Origin of the sequence: Rahnella sp. EDr1-12 (assembly GCF_049206505.1) — a bacterium.
GTDB lineage: Bacteria > Pseudomonadota > Gammaproteobacteria > Enterobacterales > Enterobacteriaceae > Rahnella > Rahnella rivi.
Genome location: NZ_JBLZNY010000003.1, coordinates 373,202 through 394,449 on the forward strand (window position 1 = coordinate 373,202; position 21,248 = coordinate 394,449).

Consider the following 21,248-nt stretch of genomic DNA (forward strand, 5'->3'; position numbering starts at 1 on the left):
GCTCAGCCATGTTCCAGGCTGAACAGCAGACAATGCTCAGTGGCTTTCGCCATGTACTTTTTGACCGAACTGACCGAAACGTTCAGACGCCGGGCGATCACCGGATAGGTCAGCCCTTCCAGCTGGGAGAGCAGAAAAGCCTGACGCACTTTTTCGCCCAGGCCATCGAGCATCGTATCGATCTGTTGCAGGGTTTCGAGCAGGCACTGGCGCTGTTCCGGCGATGGCATATGCGCTTCCGGCATCAGCGCCAGCATGTCGAGATAAGCGCGTTCCAGCGCGTTACGGCGGAAAAAATCCACCATCACCCGGCGGGCAATGGTGCAGAGAAAAGATTTAGGTTCGCGAATTTCCTGCGCACTGTCGCCGGTCAGGACGCGCATAAAGGTGTCCTGCGCCAGATCGTCGGCGTCATTGGCCGACCCCAGTTTTAACCGGAGCCAGTTTTTCAGCCAGCGGTGGTGCGAGCTGTAGAGCGCTTCAAACGCGCGGGCGGGCGATACGGCAGCGTTGATGGACATAGAAAGTTACATAACCAGACCAGAAATTCACCATCGGATAATAATTGATAATAGTTATCATTACAATCGAGGATCCTGCGCCTTTTCCCGTCGGGTCTGCGCAAATGTGAAAAGAAAACCGACATCCCGCGCATTAACACACTAAGCTTGGAGGAGACACGCGTTACCGGTGCCTGTTCCGATATGCCTCCCTGCCCCTGACCTCTTTATCTCACTATGTGAACTCTTATCGCAGCTCAGGCAACTGCCTTCTCGGGTCCGCATAAGGAATGTTGACGTGAAAAATGCTGTCTTCAGTTGGTTCAAAAGTAAAGGAGCACCACCTGTATCACCGGCCACCCGACGTCATCGCGCCAGCGCGCTTGAACAGTCCACGCCGATCCGTGCCGAGCTTTTTTCGGCAGACCAGATGGAACGCTACGGCGGAAAACTGGCCCTCTCGCATAAGTTATCCAAGAAGAAACTCCCCTACTATCTGCTCAAACGCCTCGATGACAATGAGAAGGTCCTGACCCGCAGCTGTCTGATCCTCAGCAGTGGCGAAAAAGCCAGTATCACCCCCGCCGGTGAATGGCTGCTGGATAACTACTATCTGATCGAAGAACAAATCCGCGTGGTGCGTCAGCTGTTGCCGAAAAACTTCGGCAAGGGTTTGCCCTCGCTGGGATCACCGCATTTTTGCCCGCGCATTTACGACATCGCCACCGAGGTGGTCAGCCACAGCGACGGCCTGTGGGACATTAAAACCCTGACCCGTTTTCTCTCCACTTATCAGAGTGTCAGGCCGCTGACGCTGGGTGAACTGTGGGCGTTTCCGGGGATGTTGCGTCTGGCGCTGATAGAGAATCTGCGCCGCGTGAGCATTGAAGTCGCCAACGCTCAGAAAGAACGCAATCTGGCGGATTTCTGGGTCAATAAATTGCAGGACAGCGCCGAAAACGATCCGGCCAGTCAGATCATTGTGATTGCCGATATGGCGCGCACCAATCCGCCGCGAACCAGTGCGTTTGTCGCCGAACTGGTTCGCCGCCTGCAGGGCCACGGATCCATGCTGGCGCTGCCGCTGACCTGGGTGGAACAACGTCTGAGCGAAGTCGGCCTGACGCAGCGCGAAGTCATCGACAAATTCAATCAGCAACTGGCGGCAAATCAGCTTTCCGTCAGTAACAGCATCATGGGGTTACGCCAGCTCACCGAAATGGACTGGGCGGATTTCGCCGAAAATCTCAGCGTGGTGGAGAAAATCCTGCGCGGCGATCCGGCCGGCATTTACGCCACCATGCATTTCGACACACGTGACAATTACCGCCATCAGATTGAACGGCTTTCGCGTAACTCCCGTCATGATGAAGCCGCCGTTGCGGCCCGCGCCGTGGCGCTGGCGCAGCAGGCCGGCGGCACTTATCAGCAGCAACACGTCGGGTATTATCTGATTGGCCCCGGCCGACCGGTGCTGGAAAAAGAGTTGCAGGTGCGCTTTTCGCTGCTTAACCGCGCGCGCGCCAAACTCAGCCAGACGCCGCTGCTGTCGTGGCTGGGCAGTTTGTTACTGGTCACCACCGCCGTCACCGCCGATGCGTTGTACCGCTCCGGCCATCCGGGCAATAACTGGCTGTGGTGGGCATTGCTGGTGCCGGTAATGCTGGTCGCCAGCCAGTTTGCCCTTAATCTGCTCAGTGAAATCACCACCCGCAGCCGCACGCCGCAGCCGTTGCCGCGTCTGGAATTTGTTGGCGGCATTCCTGAAAGCGCCAGCACGCTGGTGGTGATCCCCTGCCTGCTTGGCAGCCGTAAAAATATCGACGCACTGATCAACAGCCTCGAAGTCTGTTATCTCGGCAACGTGTTGCCGAATCTGAATTTCGCGCTGCTCAGCGATTTTCACGACAGCGAGGAGCCGCACAGTGAGGACAACGATACCCTGCTGGTGTATGCCCGACAGAAAATCCAGCAGCTGAACAGACGTTACACCGTCACGCAAGGCGCGCTTTTCACTTTGCTGCACCGTGACAGCGAAAAGAATGCTGCTCAGGGCGTGTGGATGGGTTATGAACGCAAACGCGGCAAACTCAACGCGCTTAATCTCTGGTTACGCGGCCATGGCGAACCGTTTTCGCTGATCGAAGGCAGCACGCAGGCGCATTTGCAGCAGGTGAAGTACGTGATCACGCTCGACAGCGACACCGTCCTGCCGCGTGCCACGGCGCATCAGTTAGTGGCGGCGATGGCCCATCCGCTGAACCATCCGGTGTACGACGAACAGCGTCATCTGGTGGTGTCCGGTTACGCCATTCTCCAGCCGCGTCTGGCGGAAGAGATCCCCGCCAACGGCCAGGGGCGCTATGCCGCTTTGTGCAGCAGCGTGCCGGGCAATGATCCTTACTCGTTGATGTCGTCAGACATTTATCAGGATTTGTTCGGCGAAGGCTCATTTGTCGGCAAGGGGATTTACGATGTTGATATGTTTATCCGCGCCAACGAAAACACCTGCCCGGAAAATCTGGTGCTCAGCCACGATCTGCTGGAAGGCTGTTACGCCCGTTCCGGCATGCTCAGCGATGTCGTGCTTTACGAGCAATATCCCGACCATTATCTGGCCGACGTGGCGCGTAAAACCCGCTGGATCCGTGGCGACTGGCAACTGCTGAACTGGCTGCGTTTTCGTGTCCGTCAGGAGGACGGGCAGCGCTGCCGCAATCCGCTGACCACCCTTTCGCGCTGGAAATTGTTTGATAACCTGCGCCGCAGTCTGGTCGCGCCGGCCTTTTTGGTGATCATCTTTTGCACCGTAGCGCTGGTGCCAAACAAAATGTACTGGTTTGGATTTATCGCCGCGATGCTGCTGTTCCCGGTGCTGGTCGCGCTGGTGCTGGATTTACTCAATAAAGGCCCGCGCCGTTCGCTGCTCCCCCATCTGAAAAGCGTGGCCTCCGCCACTCTCAGCCGCCTGTCGCGCATTTTCGTGACGCTGATGACGCTGCCGCATGAAGCGGTTTACTCGGTGCAGGCGATTTTACTGACGCTGTGGCGGCTGAACGTCAGCCACCGTAAGTTGCACGAATGGGCCAGCGTCAACGTCAGTGAGAAAAGCCGCGCGCAGTCGCCGGAATATTTCTACCGCCGCATGTGGGCAAACCCGCTGGCCGGGATTGCGCTGGTGATGTTGCCCGCGCTGACCCATTCTTCGCTGGTCTGGGCGGCGCTGCCACTCGGCATTCTCTGGTTCCTCGGGCCGCGCGTCATGTGCTGGCTGAGCCAGCCCGCGTCACGTCCGGCACCCGATCTGGACGCACAGCAGCGTATTTTCCTGCGTCAGGCGGCACGTCAGACCTGGTCATTCTTTGAGACATTCGTCAATGAGCAGGAAAACTGGCTGCCGCCGGATAACTTTCAGGAAATCCCGCAGCCGGTGGTGGCCCATCGCACCTCGCCGACCAATATCGGCCTTTCTTTGCTGGCCAACATTACCGCCTGGGATTTCGGCTACATCACGCAGGGCGAGGTGTTACTGCGCACCAGCCAGACGCTGGATACGCTGGATAAACTCGAGCATTATCGCGGCCACCTTTATAACTGGTACGACACGCGCACGCTGGAACCGCTCAACCCGCGCTACATTTCCAGCGTAGACAGCGGCAACTTCGCCGGACATCTGCTGACCCTGAGCACCGGCCTGCACCTGTGGCGTGTGCAACCTGCGGTCAACCTTCCGCAATGGCTGACCGGCCTGGAAGACACGCTGTATCTGGCCGAAAATAAAAACGGCGCGGCCGCCATGGCAAAACTGCGCGAGAGCTGGACGCAGGCCAGTACGGCGCAGGGCGAGGAGATCTTTGTTCACCTGCGGGCCATGCGGGCGCTGATCGCCACCTCGTCGGAAGGTTATCTGCCACGGCTGGCGGAACAGCTGGATGCCGGGCTGGCCGAGTGGTCCGCGTTTTATGGCTGGCTGTCGCCAGAGGCCTGCAACGAGCCTCTGCCTTCGCTGTTATGGCTGGCGCAGCAGGATGCCCTGAGCTCGCCGCAACTTTCCCGCGCCATCGGGCTGGCGCGTCAGCGTCTGGACATTATCGGTGAGCTGGAACAACGGCTGAACGATCACGCGCACATGGATTTCCGCTTCCTGTACGACAACAACACCCATTTGCTGACCGTCGGTTACAACTGCGATGTGCATAAAATGGACAGCGGAAAATACGATCTGCTGCCGTCTGAAATTCGCCTGACCAACTATGTGACCATTGCCACCAACCAGCTGCCGCAAAAAAGCTGGTTCGCGCTGGGCCGGTTATTCACCGTGATCGACAAACAGCCTTCACTGATGTCGTGGAGCGGGTCGATGTTTGAATACCTGATGCCGCAGCTGGTGATGCCCGCTTATCCCGATACGCTGCTGGTACAAATGTGCCAGACCGCCGTTGACCGACAAATCGCCTGGGGCAAGGAGAACAACGTGCCGTGGGGGATTTCGGAGTCGGCGTACGCGGCCTTTGATCTCAACCAAAATTACCAGTATCACGCCTTTGGGGTACCCGGCCTCGGGCTTAAGCGCGGGCTGGGCGAAGACATGGTGGTCGCGCCTTACGCCACCATGATGGCGCTGATGTTCCGTCCGCAGGAGGCTTGCCTCAATCTGGTCGAACTGGAAAACTGCGGCGCGCGCGGCGAATACGGCTTTTACGACGCGCTCGATTACAGCCCGTCGCGGCTGGTTCGCGGGCAGATTTACATCGTGGTGCGTTCTTACATGGCGCACCATCAGGGGATGGGATTCCTCGCGCTGGCGAACGTGTTGCTCGATTCCCCGATGCCTGCGCGCTTTGCGGCGAATGCGGCATTCCAGTCCGCCCGCCTGCTGTTGCAGGAACGCGTGCCGGATGCGGTCGAACTTTACAGCCCGCGCCGTCACTTTGAGTCACACGACAGCACGCTGCAAAAGGTCAACGTCGAACTGCGCGAATTCACCGACGTGGACAGCCCGACGCCGGAAGTTCAGCTGCTCTCCAACACGAATTATCACCTGATGGTGACGCAGGCTGGCGGCAGCGTCAGCCGCTGGAAAGATCTGACGTTAACCCGCTGGCGGGAAGATGCGACGCGGGATCATCGCGGCATATTCTGCTACCTGAGCGATCCGGCCACCGGTGAAATCTCCAGCAATACCTGGCAGCCCGCAGGCAAACAAAAAGGCACTTATCACGCGGTGCTGACAGACTCCGGGGCGGAGTTCACCCGTACACAGGGTTCTCTGACCCTGAAAACGCACATCGTGGTGTCACCGGAAGACGACGTGGAAATCCGCCGTATGACGATCACGCACCACGGACGTCGTCCGCGTACGGTGGAAATCACCACCTATGCGGAAGTGGTACTGGCTCCGGCGGCCAACGATGCCACCCATCCGGCGTTCAGCAACCTGTTTGTGCAAACCGAACTGGTGCCTGCGCAGGAAGGGATTTTGTGCCACCGCCGCCCGCGCGAGCCGGACGAGCATTGCCCGTGGATGTTCCACATGATGGCGATCCACGGTCCGGTCGAACGGGAAACCTCGTTCGAAACCGATCGCGCGGCCTTTATCGGTCGCGGCCACACCGCGGCGCATCCGCAGGCGTTGCAACAGCCCGGCAAACTCAGTAACAGCGCCGGTGCGGTGCTAGACCCCGTTCTGGCTATCCGCCAGCGTATCCGCCTGAAACCCGGCGTGCCGGTGGTGGTCGATATGGTGTATGGCATCGGCGACACCCGCCTGCAAAGCCTGGCGCTGCTGGAAAAATACCGCGACCACCATATTGCTGATCGGGTATTCGAAATCGCCTGGTCGCACAGTCAGGTCGTTCTGCGCCAGCTCAACGCCACCGAAGATGACGCCGGGCTGTTTAACCGTCTGGCCGGTGCGTTGCTGTTCGCCAGCCAGGAAATGCGCGGTGATGCTCAGACCATTATCCATAACCGGCGCGGGCAGTCCGGCCTGTGGGGGCTTTCGCTGTCGGGCGATCTGCCGATCGTGCTGCTCACCCTCTCCAGCAGCGAAAACATCAATCTGGTGAAACTGCTGATCCGCGCGCACAACTACTGGCGGCTGAAAGGCCTGAAAGTCGATTTGGTGCTGCTCTCCAACGATCCGGGCGGTTATCAGCAGGCGCTGCAAAACCAGATCCTCGGCCTGGTGGCTTCCGGCGCGGGCTCCAGCCAGACCGATATTCCGGGCGGGATATTTGTGCGTAACGGCGAGCAGATCTCGCAGGAAGACCGCACGCTGCTGATGAGCGTGGCGCGGGTGGTGATCGACGACCGTCACGGTCCGCTGACCGATCAGCTTAACCAGCGGATGCAAATGCCGCACGCTTCCCAGCAGGCCCTGCTGCCGGTTCGCAGCGACGATGACATCAGCCCGGTGGCCGCAGAACCGCGTTGCCTGACCTATTTCAACGGCACCGGCGGATTCTCCCCTGATGGCCGTGAATATCAGATCCTGCTCAACGAAGGGCAAAACACCCCGGCGCCGTGGTCAAACGTGCTGGCGAACGCCGATTTTGGCACGGTGATTTCAGAAAGCGGTCAGGCGTATACCTGGTATGAAAACGCCCACGAATACCGTTTAACGCCGTGGGAAAATGACCCGGTCAGCGACAGTTCCGGCGAAGCGTTTTATTTGCGTGACGAAGAGAGCGGCAGCGTCTGGTCACCGGCATCGTTGCCGGTGCGCGGCGCGGGCGGTTATGTCACGCGGCACGGTTTTGGTTACAGCGTGTTCGAACACACCGAACGCGGGATCGCCAGCGAAATGACGGTGCTGGTCGCCGAACATGCGCCGGTGAAACTGATCATGCTCACCCTGACCAACGTCTCCGGCCGCCCGCGCAGGCTGTCGGTCACCGGTTATGTGGAATGGGTGATGGCCGATCTGCGCACCAAATCCGCCATGCACATCGTCACCTCGCAGGCGCGTGTGACGCAGGGCTGCGGCGTGCTGGCGACCAACCATTACACCAGCAACGGCGGCGAACGCACGGCCTTCTTCGCGGTGACCGGCGCACACTGTTCGGTCAGTGGCGATCGCCGTGAGTTCTTTGGCCGTGCCGGTTCACCGGCCTCTCCGGCGGCCATGAAAAACCAGCGGCTCTCCGACCGCACAGGCGCAGCGATGGATCCGTGCGGCGCGGTGCAGTCGGCGACCACGCTCATCGACGGTGATCAGCGCACCTTTACCTTCGTGCTGGGTCTGGGGCAAAACGCCAATGACGCCGAAGCGCTGATCCGCCAGTTCTTGCAGGAAGGCGAGGCGCAGGCCGAACTGGATCGCGTGCATCAGCACTGGCATCAGGTACTGGATAAAATTCAGGTCACCACGCCGGATCCGTCGGTGAATTTACTCGCCAACGGCTGGCTGATTTATCAGACCTTAGCCAGCCGGATCCTGGCGCGCAGCGGCTATTATCAGTCGGGCGGCGCGTTCGGTTTCCGCGATCAGCTTCAGGACACGCTGGCGCTCACCCACGCCGCACCGCAGCGCATGCGCGAGCAGATCCTGCTGTGCGCCTCGCGGCAGTTTGTTGAAGGCGACGTCCAGCACTGGTGGCATCCGCCAACCGGCAATGGCGTGCGCACGCGCTGCTCAGATGATTATCTGTGGCTGCCGCTGGCCATCAGCCATTACATCTCGGTGACCGGCGATCACGACATCGCGGAGCAGCAAATTCCGTATCTCGAAGCACGTTTGCTGGCCGCCGGTGAAGAGTCTTTCTATGAGTTGCCGGTGGTCAGTTCAACGCACGAAACCCTCTGGCAGCACGGGGTTCGCGCACTGAAACACGGCCTGAAAATGGGGCAACACGGCCTGCCGCTGATGGGCGCGGGCGACTGGAACGATGGCATGAATCTGGTCGGCCTTGGCGGTCGCGGTGAAAGCGTCTGGCTGGGCTTCTTCCTGTATGACGTGCTGCAACGCTACGGCGCACTGGCAGAAGAACGCCATGACGAAGACACCGCAGCGCTGTGCCGCGAACAGTCGGCACTGCTGAAACACAATCTGAACGAACACGCCTGGGACGGCGACTGGTATCTGCGCGGCTACTTCGACAGCGGCGAAACCCTGGGCTCACATCTGAATGACGAATGTCAGATAGACGCTATCGCCCAGAGCTGGTCTGTGCTTTCCGGTGCAGGTACGCCGGAACGCACCGCCAGCGCCATGCATTCGGTCGATCAACGGCTGGTGGATAACGACGCCGGATTGATCAAACTGCTGACGCCGCCGTTCGACGGCAACGGCCCGAACCCAGGCTATATCCGGGGTTATCTGCCAGGCGTGCGCGAAAACGGCGGGCAATATACTCACGGTGCGATTTGGGCGGTGATGGCCTTCGCCAAACAGGGCAATATCGAACGGGCATGGGAGCTGATGTCGATGATCAACCCGATCAATCACAGCCTCAGCGCCAGCGACGTCAGCCGTTATAAAGCCGAACCTTATGTGATTTCCGCCGATATTTACTCGGTGGATCCGCACAGCGGACGCGGCGGCTGGAGCTGGTACACCGGCTCGGCAGGCTGGACGTATCGTCTGATCACCGAAGCCCTGCTCGGCATCACCCGCCACGGCGACGCGATCGCCATTCACAGCCATCTGCCCGCCGCCTGGCCGGAGATCACCGTCTCTTATCAGCAGGGCAGCAGCCATTATCAGATCACCGTGCGCCGCAGCACCGGCGAATACCGCGTACTGCTCGACGGCCAGGTTCTGGAAAATGACCGAATTCCGCTGGTGGATGACGGGGCTGAGCATCAGGTGGAGGTGGAACTGGGCAGTTAGCTCATACCGATACTCTCAGAGGCCCCGCACTGCGGGGCTTTTCTTTTTTCCACACAAGCTAAGCCAATAAAGTCCGTCGCGCGGGCATCGTTCTGCTGTTAGGTTGAGAAAAAACCGAGGAGAACACCATGAGCACACTTCCTGTCGCCGTCATTACCGGCGGAACCAGCGGTATCGGGCTGGCGATTGTTCATAATCTGGCACGTGACCATCGGGTCTTTGCGCTGGGGCGGAATAAAGAGAGCCTGCTGGCGTTGCGGCTGATTGAAAACGTAGACGCGGTGGAAATCGATTTACTGGATTTTACCGCCATTGAACACTTTATCCGCGAGCTGCCGCAGATTGATGTGCTGGTCCATTCGGCGGCAATCTCCAAACCCCTGCGTGTTGAAAACGCCACCCCGGAGGACTGGCAGCAGCAATTTTCCATTAACGTATTTGCGCCTGCACAATTCACCCGGCTGGCGCTGCCCGCGCTGAGAAAACAGGAAGGTCAGGTGGTGTTTATCGGTTCGGGTTCGGGCACGAAAGCCGACGGCGGAAATACGGTGTACTGCGCATCGAAATTTGCCCTGAATGCGCTGGCACATGCTCTCCGGCAGGAAGAAAGCGAACATGGCGTGCGCGTATCCACCGTCGCGCCGGGGCCTACGGATACGCCGATGAACCGCAAAACCCGCGAAAGTCAGGGAGATTTTGCGGCCATCGATCCGCGGGATTACAGCATACCCGAATCGGTTGCTGCGGCAGTGCGTCTGGTGGTCAGTGCCAGTGACGATACTCAAATTACCGATATCGCCGTCAGGCCGCGGCGGGATAAAGCCAAACGCTGACACTGCTTGAATAATGCGCCGGGCCGGCGTGCTGGCGCATAGCTTTACAATAATAACGTCAGTCCGTAATATCCCCCCGTCTTATCTTTTTGACCTGCCTTATATTTATCAGCACGCCCGCTTCAGGGATATTCCTCATGAATATGCCAGGAAGAATACTTTATTTATATATAGCCAAAAGAATACATATAAAGTTTTTATTAAAGGAGTAATAAAAATGCGCAAACACACGCTGTTATTAATGGTTCTTTTCTCCCTGCCCCTTTTAAACCCGGCCAGTGCAATCACTATCAAACCGGGTGAATGGGCAGTCGCCAATGTCACCGGCACGCTGGGTAAAATCTGCGTATCCCCGACAGAATCACTCCTTCTTAAAACGATTAATCGAAACGTTAAATTTAAGGATAGCAATTGCGAAAATTACTATACAAATAACACCGCGCACCGGGTAGTTGTTAAGAGAACCTGTATTCTAAAAGGGGTGAAATCATCCGCGACGGTTGTCATGACTGAAATTAATGAAAATAAATTCCACGTCAAAGCCCAGGCACAAAAAGATAAAAATAACCACACCACATTCAGAGGCGGCTCAGGCGTTATACGGTTCACGTCAAACAAATGTTCTTAATCTGAAATAATCCCTTTCCGGCATTCTGACTTAAGCCCGGTTAGCGACACACTCGTCTGATCACGGCAGGGGATCCCGCGGCGCGGCGAAACGCACTCCTTGATGCAGATCATCGAAAGCGTGGTTTTGATTTGATCGAATGATAATCATTATCGTTTAATGCTCACCGATACTTGATTCTTCAGGAGAAGAAGAACCCTATGAGCTTAGACCTCACGCGCTTTTATGCTGCCGAACAGGGGTTGCCGTTTCCCGACCGCCGGGCGGTGATGCCCTGGCGGCCACAGCAACCCGTCGCGCCTCAGGATATTCCCGCGCAGTGGCAGGCGCTGTGTCAGCAGACACTTGCGGCCAATAAGCGTCTGGTATATCTGCATATTCCCTTCTGTGCCACGCACTGCACATTCTGCGGGTTCTATAAGAACAAACTCGAAGCAGAGGCGACGGCGCAATACTGCGATTATCTGATCCGCGAAATCGAACAGGAAGCTGGCTCGCCGCTGCATCAGTCCGCCCCGGTTCATGCGGTCTATTTTGGCGGCGGCACGCCCACGGCGCTGAGCGCGACACAGTTGCACCGCATCATCAGCGCGCTGCGACGCCTCCTTCCGCTGGCGCCGGACTGCGAAATCACCGTCGAGGGGCGCATTCTCAACTTTGACGATGAGAGAATCGATGCCTGTCTGGAAGCCGGTGCCAACCGTTTTTCCATCGGCATTCAGACGTTCGATACCCGCATCCGCCAGCGGATGGGCCGTCGCGCCAACCGCGAGGAGGCGATCCACTTCCTGCAAAAACTGGGCGAACGCGACCGCGCCGCGGTGGTGTGCGACCTGATGTTTGGCCTGCCGGCGCAGACGCCCGCCTCATGGCGTGAGGATTTACAGATTGTGCGTGATTTACCGCTCGACGGCGTCGATCTTTATGCGCTGAACCTGTTGCCTTCTACGCCACTGGGCAAAGCGGTTGAAAATCACCGCGTCACCTTGCCCGATGTCGCAATGCGCCGGGATTTTTATCTTGAAGGCGAAGCCTTTCTGGCGCGCGATGGCTGGCATCAGATCAGCAACAGCCACTGGGCGCGCACCACGCGGGAGCGCAATCTGTACAATCTGCTGATCAAACAGGGCGCAGATTGCCTGGCATTTGGCAGCGGCGCGGGCGGCAATCTGGGCGGTCAGTCGTACATGACGGCACGCAGTCTGGAGGCGTGGTATCAGCAACTGGATGCCGGGCAGAAACCGATCATGATGATGACCGCCGGTGCCTCTGACGAGCAGCGCTGGCGTCTCGATTTACAAGGCGGCATCGAAGCAGGCCGCTACGATTTAAGCCGCATCGTTGAAGACCCGCTTCCCCTCGAACCTTTATTAGAGCAATGGCAGCAATGCGGCCTGATGAACCGTCACGGCGCACGCTTTGATCTCACCCCCGCCGGACGTTTCTGGGCCAGCAATATGTTGCAGGCGCTGCAAGATCTGATCCCACAACTGACTTTACGGAGTGCCGCCCATGCACACGGATAAACTGCAAACCCTGATCGACTTTTTAGCCACACAACCCGATGGCACCGTGGAAGATATTGCCCGCGAATATGGCATCGCGCCGCTGAACGTGATCCAAAATTTACCGGGAAGTTATCTGTTTTCAGGCGCACATTTCGACACGGTGTGGGACAGCATCACGCAATGGGGCGAGGTGACGACGCTGGTCAACAATGATGACCTGATCCTCGAATTTCACGGTGCGCTGCCGACCGGCACACACCGCCACGGCTATTTTAATCTGCGTGGCAAACAGGGGCTGAGCGGGCATATCCGCGCGACACATTGCCAGCATATCGCGCTGGTCGAACGGCCATTTATGGGAATGAGCACAGCAAGCGTCTGGTTTTTAAACGCTGCCGGTTATGCGATGCTCAAGGTTTTCGTGGGACGCGACAGCCACCGCCAGCTTTTGAACGATCAGCTGACGGCGTTTCGCGCGCTTCCCGCCATGCTGGCTGAAAGAGAGAGTGTAATTTGACGACTTTGCTGATTTTTGGCGCCGGCAGCGGCGTCGGTGCAGAACTGGCTGCCTTATGTGTGCAAGAGCGCCCGCTGGTGGCGCTGATTCGCCAACCTGAACAGGCAAACGCCTTACGCCAGGCGGGCGTCACGGTGATTGAAGGCGATGCGCTTAACCCGCAGGACGTCTTGCTGGTCTGCCAGACCGCCGGGCCGCAGGCGCAGATTGTCTCCACGCTGGGCGGGAAACACGCTGATTATCACGCCAACCGGCTGATCATCGATACCGCCGAACAGACCGGTATCCGCCAGATGGTGCTGGTCACCTCCATCGGCTGCGGCGACAGCTGGTCTACCCTGTCTGACCGTGCAAAACAGGCGTTCGGGCAGGCGGTGCGGGAGAAATCGCTGGCGGAAAGCTGGCTGCAAACCAGTACGCTGCAAGGGTGCATCCTGCGCCCCGGTGGCCTGACGGATGGCGAAGCGACCGGCCAGGCGCAACGGCTGGAAACCGAAGCCCACGGGCGCGTTCGCCGAAGTGACGTCGCGTTGCACATTCAGCAACTGCTCAATAGCGGCGAGGGATGGGGTAAAATTTACGCCCTGATCGATCCGTCGCTGGCGGGTGCCCGGTTCTGAGAAGATGCCCCTGACGGGGCATTTTTTTCAGGCAGATAACACCTGCATCAGATAGTTTTTGTCACGCAGGCCGACGTCGGGATGCTGAATGAGCAGCGCCCGTAATGCTGTTTTTTGGTGCGCCGTCGGCTCAGTGTAAAAGCGGTTTAAGCGCGTCGTCCATTTTGCCAGCGCCTGTCTCATCGGCTCACGTTCAGCATTCCCGGCTTGCATCAGCATAAATTGCAGACCTTCCCACAACCCGAGGCGAGCGGATAATGGCAGATAGAGCCCGAGATGTTCAGCTGATGGCGCGGCCGCCTGACTGCGTAAAATCTCCTCCAGCGTCAGGAAAAACTTGCGTTTTGCATACTGCCTGCAGGCCCGTTTCGCCACGGAATAAGCCGGGTACGACATCGCCTCAAGCAACAATTCCCTGGCATTTTCCTGCAAATGTTCAACGGCAATGTCCAACGCCGTTTTGTACAGCGCGGTACTGTCGCTTTTCAGGCAATCCAGGGCCAGCGCCAGCACATCCTCATATTTCTGCTCATCCAGCGCCCTGAGTGCCACGCACCGGCGGGACAGGTTCTGAGTCGCATCGTTAAACACCGCCAGACTGTGCGCCACGGGGGAATGACCGCGTTCAGTCAGCACTCTGGCCGCACGTTTGCGCACCAGTTCGTTGTTATCATGCAACAGCGTCAGCAGCATCGTGACGGGCACGTCAGCGTTTTCATCCATCACAACAGCAAGTGCCACCTGCCTGACCGGCGCATAGCGGTCTTTAAGCAGCGTCAGCAGATCTTGTTCGTTCCGCCTTCCGGACTGAACAAGCCAGGCGCGGGTGGCGATCAGTCTGACAGACGGATTTTTATGACCCTGCGTGCGTTCAAAAATAACGTCCACCGTAAACAGTTGCTGTTCCAGCATCAGGCCAAGCACCAGTCTGGCGACATCCGGTTTGGCTGAGTTCAGGCCTTCCATCAAAACGGCGTTATTCTCTGGCCGGACGAGAAAGCGGTGAATTTCTTCCAGCAGCCGTGCATGGTCATCACGCTGGCTGCTAAGTAACTTGCCGAATTCAGGCAGACACTCCACCAGCCATCGGGCACCTTGCGGATCCATAAACTGCCGGATGCTCTGGCGTGCGGCATCACGCACCTGACTCACCCAGTCATTCGCCCGCCTGATGATTGCCGGCAATGCCTCTCCGGCTTTCATTCTTCCCAGACAGAGCACCGCCCGCTGGCGAAGATGCCCGTTATAGTGGCGGGTCAGGCATTCCAGCCGTTTCAGAGGGTCCGCTTCACGGGCATAAGCGTTATCCCAGTTAGCCGGATCGCTCATCAGCGCCTCGATTTGCTGTAATAAATAGTATTCCGTTGCCACCGCTGATCTCCTTTCCTGCCTGATTCAGTCCATCACTGTTTTCGAATACCTTACGGATAATGCTAAAGAGATGCCATAACGTTGAGTATGAAGGTATATCTGAGTATGAATACTCTGCATTGATCGCTCTCTAGCCCGCAATACAAAAAGCCGCTCATTCTCCTGAGCGGCTTTTGATTGACTTAACCGGTCACTCAATCTTTTGTCGCAAACTTCAGCAATACCACGCCGGAAAAAATCAGCAGCGCGGCGACGACCCGCAGCGGGCTCAGGCTTTCGCCAAACAGGGTCACGCCGAGGATAAAAGCGCCCACCGCACCGATGCCGACCCAGACGGTGTAAGACGTGCCGAGCGGCAGGGTTTTCATGGCAACAGAGAGCAGCGCGAAGCTGAGCAGCATAAAGACGATGGTGATAATACTGGGAACAAGGCGGCTGAAACCGTGAGATTCTTTCATTGCCACCGACCAGATCACTTCGAAAATCCCCGCGAAAAACAAATATACCCAGGCCATAACCTGTCCTTTTTACTGTGCCAGGGTCGTCCCTGAAGAGTAATGCCGAATCTCTGGTCGTCCAGTCAGCGTTGTGAGAGAAAATTATAACGCAGAGTTTCACACCGGCACAGAAAACTGGAAACACGCGCCGCGCTGTGGCTCTTCAATCAGCCGGATATCGCTGCCGTGCAGTTGCAGAATGCGGCGCACAATCATCAGCCCGAGCCCGCCTGCCCGGTGTTTATTGGCACTGAGGATCGACGGCCTTACAAACAGGCTGTCTTTCAGCTCCGCCGCAATGCCCGGCCCGGAGTCTTTCAGTTGCACCATCACCTGCCCTTCACTCTTCCACAGTTTGATTTCGATAGTGCCGCCTTGCGGCGTGTGGCGGATGGCGTTATCCAGCAGATTGGTCAGCACGCGCTCGATCATACCCAGATCGGCATTCACCAGCGGAATGCCCGGCGTGATATCTGCCAGCAGTTTTTGCCCGCGCGTTTCGGTCGCCAGTTCGAATTTCTGGAAGACGTCCTGCACCAGCTCGCACAGGGAGAACGGCTCTTTCTGCGGCTTCACCACGCCATATTCCAGACGGGCCAGTTCGAATAACTCCTGCGCCAGACGCCCGACTTTTTTACTCTGCGTCAGGGCAATGTTGAGATAACGCTGCCGGTCTTCGTTGCTCAGGTGGTCCGATTTTACTGACAGCGTTTCCAGATAACCGTGCAACGAGGTCAGCGGCGTGCGCAAATCGTGGGAAATATTGGCGATAAACTCACGGCGCTGTTGATCCTGCACCATCAGGCTTTGCCATTGCTGATCGATACGTTTTGCCAGCGCGACAAACGCCAGTTGCAACTGCGCCACTTCATCGCGCGGCGCACCGGCCGGCGGTTCACTTTTCGCCAGTGCCTGAATGGCGGCCATACCGCCGCTGTCAAGACGGGCGATCTGTTGCGTCAGTTTACGCACCGGACGCGTCACCCAGCGGAATGCCAGCGCACCGGCCAGCAGACCAAACAGCGCCACCAGCCCCATCGAGCGCAGCGCCAGATAAATGGCCGACTGATATTGTGCGTCGCTGGTCAGCGCGGTGTATTCATCACCCAGCAGGACAATGTACACGTAGCCTTTGGTCACGCCGTCCACCTGCAACGGCGCGGCGCTGAACACCTGACGGGTTTGCGGATCACGCGGGTTGTCGCCGTACACCGGCATTTTCGCGCCCTGCAACAGCGCGGTGACCGGTTTCAGATCGATTTTTTGCTGTTGCAGCCGCCCCGCGGGCGCGGCATTACCGACGATGTTGCCGTTGTTATCGAGCAGATACACTTCGACGCTCGGATTCACCGCCATCAGCTGGTTGAACAGCGAATGCACCGCTTTCGGATCCCAGTCGCCCTGGCTGAGCAGCGGATTATTGGCGGCGATCTGCGTGGCAAGATTGGCCGACAAACGCTGGATCACCGCCTGACTGTACTGATTGCTCGAGCGCACCTGCATATAGCCGGAAAGCGCGCAGCAGGCGATCAGCAGCAAGGTAAATACCAGTGTCAGTCTTTGTGCCAGCGTGAGATTTTTCATGATTTACCCTTGCGCCTCCTCAACGGAAGACGCGAATTTATAGCCTTTGCCCCACACGGTCAGAATACGTTCCGGCTCGGCCGGATTGGTTTCTATCTTGATGCGCAGCCGGTTAATGTGGGTGTTCACCGTATGCTCATACCCTTCGTGCTCGTAGCCCCAGACCTGATTCAGCAGGCTGAGGCGGGAGAACACTTTGCCGGGATTTTTGGCGAAGAAATACAGCAGATCAAACTCACGCGGCGTCAGCTCCACCGGCTGATGATTGAGCATCACTTCGCGCGCGATCGGGTCAATCGCCAGCCCGGAGAAACTCAGCGTGCCCGCATCCATCTTCATATTGCGGCTCATGGCTTCCTGACGGCGGAACAGCGCCTTGACCCGCGCCACCAGTTCGAGCATGGAAAAGGGTTTTGCCAGATAGTCGTCAGCCCCCAGTTCCAGCCCCAGCACGCGGTGTACTTCACTGGAGCGCGCACTGATGATGATGATCGGCGTGTAACGCGTCATGTTGCGGGCACGGCGACAAATCTCCAGGCCGTCAACGCCCGGCAGCATCAGATCGAGGATCAGGGCATCCCAACCGCCTTTTTCCAGCAGCGCCACACCCAGATTGCCGTCAGCGGCGTGGGTAATTTCATAGCCTTCATCACGCAGATGCAGACTGAGTAAATCCGCAATATCACCGTCGTCTTCGACAATCAGGATCTTCTTCGTTTTATCCATTTTTTCTCAACCCTTGCTTCCAATCTCTTCCCTGAGTCTACACAAGCGAATGCCTCAGAGTTATCACATTTAATTTAACTTTGCGTGAGGTCTTCGGGAACAAATCCGCCGGATACTGATGACATCAACAGGGCAGATGGCGGGCAGACATCATGACAACACACACAACTTTACCTCCGGCGGTGAAACCATCCCCGGTCACGGTTCATCCTTTATGGCTGCGCCTGACGCACTGGCTGAACGCGCTGGCGGTGCTGATTATGGTGACCAGTGGCTGGCAGATTTATAACGCTTCACCGCTGTTTGATTTTGATTTCCCCTCCACCGTGACGCTCGGCGGCTGGCTGGGCGGCGCGATTCAGTGGCATTTCGCCGGTATGTGGCTGTTTGGTTTTAACGGATTGTTTTACCTGCTGATGAATATTTTCACCGGCCGCCTGAAACAGAAATTCTGGCCGCTGACCCCGCGCGGTATTTTCAACGATTTGCGGGCGGCGCTTCGCGGCACGCTGTCACACAGCGATTTACGCCACTACAACATGGTGCAGCGCGCTGCCTATGTGTTCGTGATGTTTGACGGCATTGTGCTGGTGCTTTCCGGGCTGGTGGTGTGGAAATCGGTGCAGTTTCCGCTGCTGCGCGAACTGATGGGCGGCTTCGATACCGCGCGTTACGTGCATTTTCTGGCGATGGCCTCGCTGGTGGGATTTGTGGTGCTGCATGTAGTGATGGTGGCGCTGGTGCCAAAAACGCTGATCGCCATGATCCGCGGACGTTAAGGAAAACCCGATGAAAAACATCATCAAAAAAAGTATCAGCCAGATTTTTAGCCCGTCGGACAGCGAAGCCATTGTGCAGGAAGCGCAGAAACAGATTATCCGTCAACTGGATGCGCCCTCGCGTCGCCTGTTTTTACAGCGCGGACTGACCCTCGGCGGCGTGGCGATGCTGACCGGTTGCGACATCAGCGATAACGCCAGCATGGAAAACGCGCTCGGTAAGATTTCGGGCTTTAACGACCGCGTACAGGGCTGGCTGTTCGGTTCGACGCGTCTCGCGCCGGTGTATGCCGAATCGATGATCACCCGTCCGTTTCCGTTTAATGCGTTTTACGCCGAAGACGACGCACCGGAAGTCGACGGCAACGCTTATCGTCTGAAAATCGCCGGTCTGGCGCTGGATAAACGCGAATGGTCACTGCCAACGCTGTACAAGATGGCGCAGGTCAGCCAGGTCACGCGCCACATTTGTGTTGAAGGCTGGAGCGCGATCGGTAAATGGGGCGGCGTGCCGTTCGGGGATTTTCTCCGCCTGATTGGGGCAGATCTCACGGCAGAATATGTCAACTTTAAATGCGCAGATCAGTATTACACCAGCATTGATATGGCGACGGCGCTGCATCCGCAAACCCTGCTGGCGCTGACTTATGACGGGCAGATCCTGCCACGAAAATACGGTTTCCCGATGAAACTGAGAATGCCAACAAAGCTGGGTTACAAAAACCCCAAGCATATAGAAGTGATTGAAATAACGAACACATTCACCGGTGGCTACTGGGAAGATCAGGGCTACAACTGGTTCGGCGGAAGCTGAACACGCCATACAAAACCTTTGTCTCTTAAAACCTGAAAGAAGGAATGACCATGAAAAAATTAACCGTAATGATGATGTCTGCTTGTCTGATGATGGGTGCGGTCAGCACCACTTATGCCGCTGATGCCATGGCGAAAAAAGACACCATGGGCCACATGTCGAAAGACTGCATGAAAAAAGACAGCATGAGTAAAAATACCATGGCGAAAGACAGCATGGGCAAAGACTGCATGTCCAAAGATCACATGAAAAAAGACAGTATGTCGAAAGACTCTATGTCGAAGGACAGTATGTCCAAAGACAACATGTCTAAAGATGCAATGAAAAAAGAGCCGTCCGGCCAGTAATCCGGCTCCCGCTGCCTGAACCTCAGGCATAAAAAAACGCCTCCGTCTGTTACAGCGGAGGCGTTTTGCTTTGTCTTAGCGGAGCAAAAAATCGTTATTTCGCGGCAGTGGAAGCCAGACGGATCTGAATATCGTTATCGAGATTATTCACCCAGTGATTATATCCGCGGTGGATTTCACCCTTCTCTGCCAGCAGATTAGAACTGCTCACATAATTAATGGTGTAGCTGTTTTGGGTGTAATTAACGCGGATATTCGCCACGTGATCACGGTTGTTCAGACGACCATTGATCACGCCAGGTCCGCCAGCAGTCATGATCCAGCCACGGTTTAATCCGGCGCTCATGATCGCGGTTTTAATCTGGTCTTCCGAATTATGCGTGGTAATGGTGGTGTGTGGCGTTAATACCGGTTCAGTACGCGAGCAGCCTGCCAGTGAAAAAATGCACACCAGCCCAATAAGTAACTTACTTGTAGATTTCATGTAAACCTTTTGAATTTATCATTGGCGATAAGAGACTGAAAAGTCGCCACAATATACGCCATTGGCTGAAAGGTGTCATGACATGCGCCGGTTGAGTTTAGGGGATATTTTGCGTAGTATACGAAACATATATGATTCGTATACTGCCGAGGTCGCCCGATGGGTATCATTAAGATTTCAGAACTGATGCATGAAAATCTGCGTATCGCCAGTCTGGCCTATACGCGTTCGATGAATGCGCAGGCGGAACACTGGATGAAAATAGGCATGCTGATGGAAACCCATCCGGACATGACGCACAGTGAAATTTCGCGGCTGCTGGTGCAATGCAGTCTGGAGTCGGATGAAAACACCGGCAGTATCCGCACGCTGTTAAACGTGGGTGGCACACACAGGAAGGCAAGCAATGAATAGTGGTTTAGACAGCAGGTATTTCGTTAATAACAACCGGATGATCAAAACCCCGGAAGGCATCGATAAAGCCCGCATCGCCGGAAAACTGGCCGCCCGCGTGCTGCACATGATCACCCCTTACGTCGTACCGGGTGTCACCACCAATGAGCTGGACCGCATTTGCCACGATTTTATCGTGGATGAACTGCAGGCGATCCCGGCCAACATTGGTTATCAGGGCTATCAGAAGACCGTCTGCACTTCCATTAATCATGTGATTTGCCACGGCATTCCTTCCGACAAGGCGCTGAAAAAAGGCGATATCGTCAATATTGACGTGGCGCTGATCAAAGACGGCTGGTACGGCGACACCAGCCGCATGTATTACGCCGGTGAGCCCTCCATTATGGCGCGCCGTCTGGTGGACACCACGTTTGAAGCAATGATGGCCGGTATTGAGGTGGTGCGCCCTGGCGCGACGCTGGGCGATGTCGGCTTTGCCATCGCCGCCGTGGCGCACCGCGAAGGCTTCTCCATTGTGGAAGAGTATTGCGGTCACGGTATCGGCATGGGTTATCACGAAGATCCGCAGGTGCTGCATTACGGCGAGAAAAACCGCGGGCTGGTGCTTCAGGAAGGCATGCTGTTTACCATCGAGCCGATGCTCAATGCCGGTAAGAAGCAGAACAAAGTGCTGGGCGATGGCTGGACGGTCGTGACCAAAGATCACTCGTTGTCGGCGCAATGGGAACATATGATTGCGGTGACGAAAACGGGCTATGAGATCCTGACGCCGTGGCCTGAAGAGAATTAA

General features: G+C 56.9%; 17 protein-coding genes. 11 read left to right on the top strand and 6 right to left on the bottom strand.

What is annotated here, in order from left to right; genetic code table 11:
- Positions 1-2: 2 nt before the first annotated feature.
- The gene (fecI, locus tag ACO0U8_RS15500) at positions 3-521 is read right to left on the bottom strand and encodes a ferric citrate uptake sigma factor FecI (RefSeq protein ID WP_217204353.1); all 519 of its coding nucleotides are present in this window, start codon (positions 519-521) and stop codon (positions 3-5) included.
- Between the two features lie 277 nt (positions 522-798).
- Between fecI and ACO0U8_RS15505 the strand changes: the two genes are divergently transcribed.
- From ACO0U8_RS15505 to ACO0U8_RS15530, 6 genes are all read left to right on the top strand, one after another.
- A complete protein-coding gene (locus ACO0U8_RS15505) occupies positions 799-9,333 on the top strand; it encodes a GH36-type glycosyl hydrolase domain-containing protein (RefSeq protein WP_421671158.1) in 8,535 nt (2,844 codons plus the stop codon).
- 128 nt (positions 9,334-9,461) lie between these two features.
- Positions 9,462-10,166 carry an SDR family oxidoreductase gene (locus ACO0U8_RS15510; protein WP_421671159.1) on the top strand — a complete coding sequence of 235 codons (705 nt, stop codon included), beginning with the start codon at positions 9,462-9,464 and terminating at the stop codon, positions 10,164-10,166.
- A 217-nt stretch (positions 10,167-10,383) separates the two neighbouring features.
- Positions 10,384-10,794 (top strand): hypothetical protein, encoded by a 411-nt coding sequence (locus ACO0U8_RS15515; protein WP_056779525.1) that lies wholly within the window; start codon positions 10,384-10,386, stop codon positions 10,792-10,794.
- A 200-nt stretch (positions 10,795-10,994) separates the two neighbouring features.
- A complete protein-coding gene (gene hutW, locus ACO0U8_RS15520; RefSeq protein ID WP_421671160.1) occupies positions 10,995-12,320 on the top strand; it encodes a heme anaerobic degradation radical SAM methyltransferase ChuW/HutW in 1,326 nt (441 codons plus the stop codon).
- Positions 12,307-12,819 (top strand): heme utilization cystosolic carrier protein HutX, encoded by a 513-nt coding sequence (gene hutX, locus ACO0U8_RS15525; RefSeq protein ID WP_421671161.1) that lies wholly within the window; start codon positions 12,307-12,309, stop codon positions 12,817-12,819. The genes hutW and hutX overlap by 14 nt, the downstream gene beginning before the upstream one ends.
- Positions 12,816-13,439 carry an NAD(P)H-binding protein gene (locus tag ACO0U8_RS15530; protein ID WP_421671162.1) on the top strand — a complete coding sequence of 208 codons (624 nt, stop codon included), beginning with the start codon at positions 12,816-12,818 and terminating at the stop codon, positions 13,437-13,439. Before hutX ends, ACO0U8_RS15530 begins: the two co-directional genes overlap by 4 nt.
- 27 nt (positions 13,440-13,466) lie before the next feature.
- On the opposite strand, the gene ACO0U8_RS15535 is transcribed toward ACO0U8_RS15530, so the two are convergent.
- The 4 genes from ACO0U8_RS15535 to ACO0U8_RS15550 all read right to left on the bottom strand — a co-directional run bounded on the left by ACO0U8_RS15535 (position 13,467) and on the right by ACO0U8_RS15550 (position 17,617).
- Complete coding sequence (locus tag ACO0U8_RS15535; protein ID WP_421671163.1) at positions 13,467-14,810, bottom strand: hypothetical protein; 1,344 nt, start codon at positions 14,808-14,810, stop codon at positions 13,467-13,469.
- Positions 14,811-15,004: 194 nt separating this feature from the next.
- On the bottom strand, positions 15,005-15,325 hold the full coding sequence (locus ACO0U8_RS15540; protein WP_421671164.1) for a DMT family transporter: 321 nt from the start codon (positions 15,323-15,325) through the stop codon (positions 15,005-15,007).
- 99 nt (positions 15,326-15,424) lie between these two features.
- On the bottom strand, positions 15,425-16,891 hold the full coding sequence (locus ACO0U8_RS15545) for a sensor histidine kinase (protein WP_056779543.1): 1,467 nt from the start codon (positions 16,889-16,891) through the stop codon (positions 15,425-15,427).
- Positions 16,892-16,894: 3 nt separating this feature from the next.
- The gene (locus tag ACO0U8_RS15550; RefSeq protein WP_136376720.1) at positions 16,895-17,617 is read right to left on the bottom strand and encodes a response regulator transcription factor; all 723 of its coding nucleotides are present in this window, start codon (positions 17,615-17,617) and stop codon (positions 16,895-16,897) included.
- Positions 17,618-17,769: 152 nt separating this feature from the next.
- On the opposite strand from ACO0U8_RS15550, the gene ACO0U8_RS15555 reads away from it, so the two are divergent.
- The 3 genes from ACO0U8_RS15555 to ACO0U8_RS15565 are packed head-to-tail and all read left to right on the top strand — an operon-like array spanning position 17,770 to position 19,557.
- A complete protein-coding gene (locus ACO0U8_RS15555; RefSeq protein ID WP_421671165.1) occupies positions 17,770-18,396 on the top strand; it encodes a cytochrome b/b6 domain-containing protein in 627 nt (208 codons plus the stop codon).
- A 10-nt stretch (positions 18,397-18,406) separates the two neighbouring features.
- Entirely contained in the window at positions 18,407-19,210 is an 804-nt protein-coding gene (locus tag ACO0U8_RS15560) for a molybdopterin-dependent oxidoreductase (RefSeq protein ID WP_421671166.1), read from the top strand.
- A 50-nt stretch (positions 19,211-19,260) separates the two neighbouring features.
- Positions 19,261-19,557 (top strand): pentapeptide MXKDX repeat protein, encoded by a 297-nt coding sequence (locus ACO0U8_RS15565; RefSeq protein ID WP_183849300.1) that lies wholly within the window; start codon positions 19,261-19,263, stop codon positions 19,555-19,557.
- 94 nt (positions 19,558-19,651) lie between these two features.
- Here ACO0U8_RS15565 and ACO0U8_RS15570 read toward each other — a convergent pair whose 3' ends face one another.
- Positions 19,652-20,041 (bottom strand): hypothetical protein, encoded by a 390-nt coding sequence (locus ACO0U8_RS15570; protein ID WP_056779557.1) that lies wholly within the window; start codon positions 20,039-20,041, stop codon positions 19,652-19,654.
- Positions 20,042-20,200: 159 nt separating this feature from the next.
- On the opposite strand from ACO0U8_RS15570, the gene ACO0U8_RS15575 reads away from it, so the two are divergent.
- Together ACO0U8_RS15575 and map are read left to right on the top strand one after the other, a co-directional pair.
- A complete protein-coding gene (locus ACO0U8_RS15575; RefSeq protein WP_056779560.1) occupies positions 20,201-20,455 on the top strand; it encodes a ParD-like family protein in 255 nt (84 codons plus the stop codon).
- Positions 20,448-21,248: a type I methionyl aminopeptidase gene (gene map, locus ACO0U8_RS15580; protein ID WP_056779562.1), complete on the top strand. Its 801-nt coding sequence runs from the start codon at positions 20,448-20,450 to the stop codon at positions 21,246-21,248. The genes ACO0U8_RS15575 and map overlap by 8 nt, the downstream gene beginning before the upstream one ends.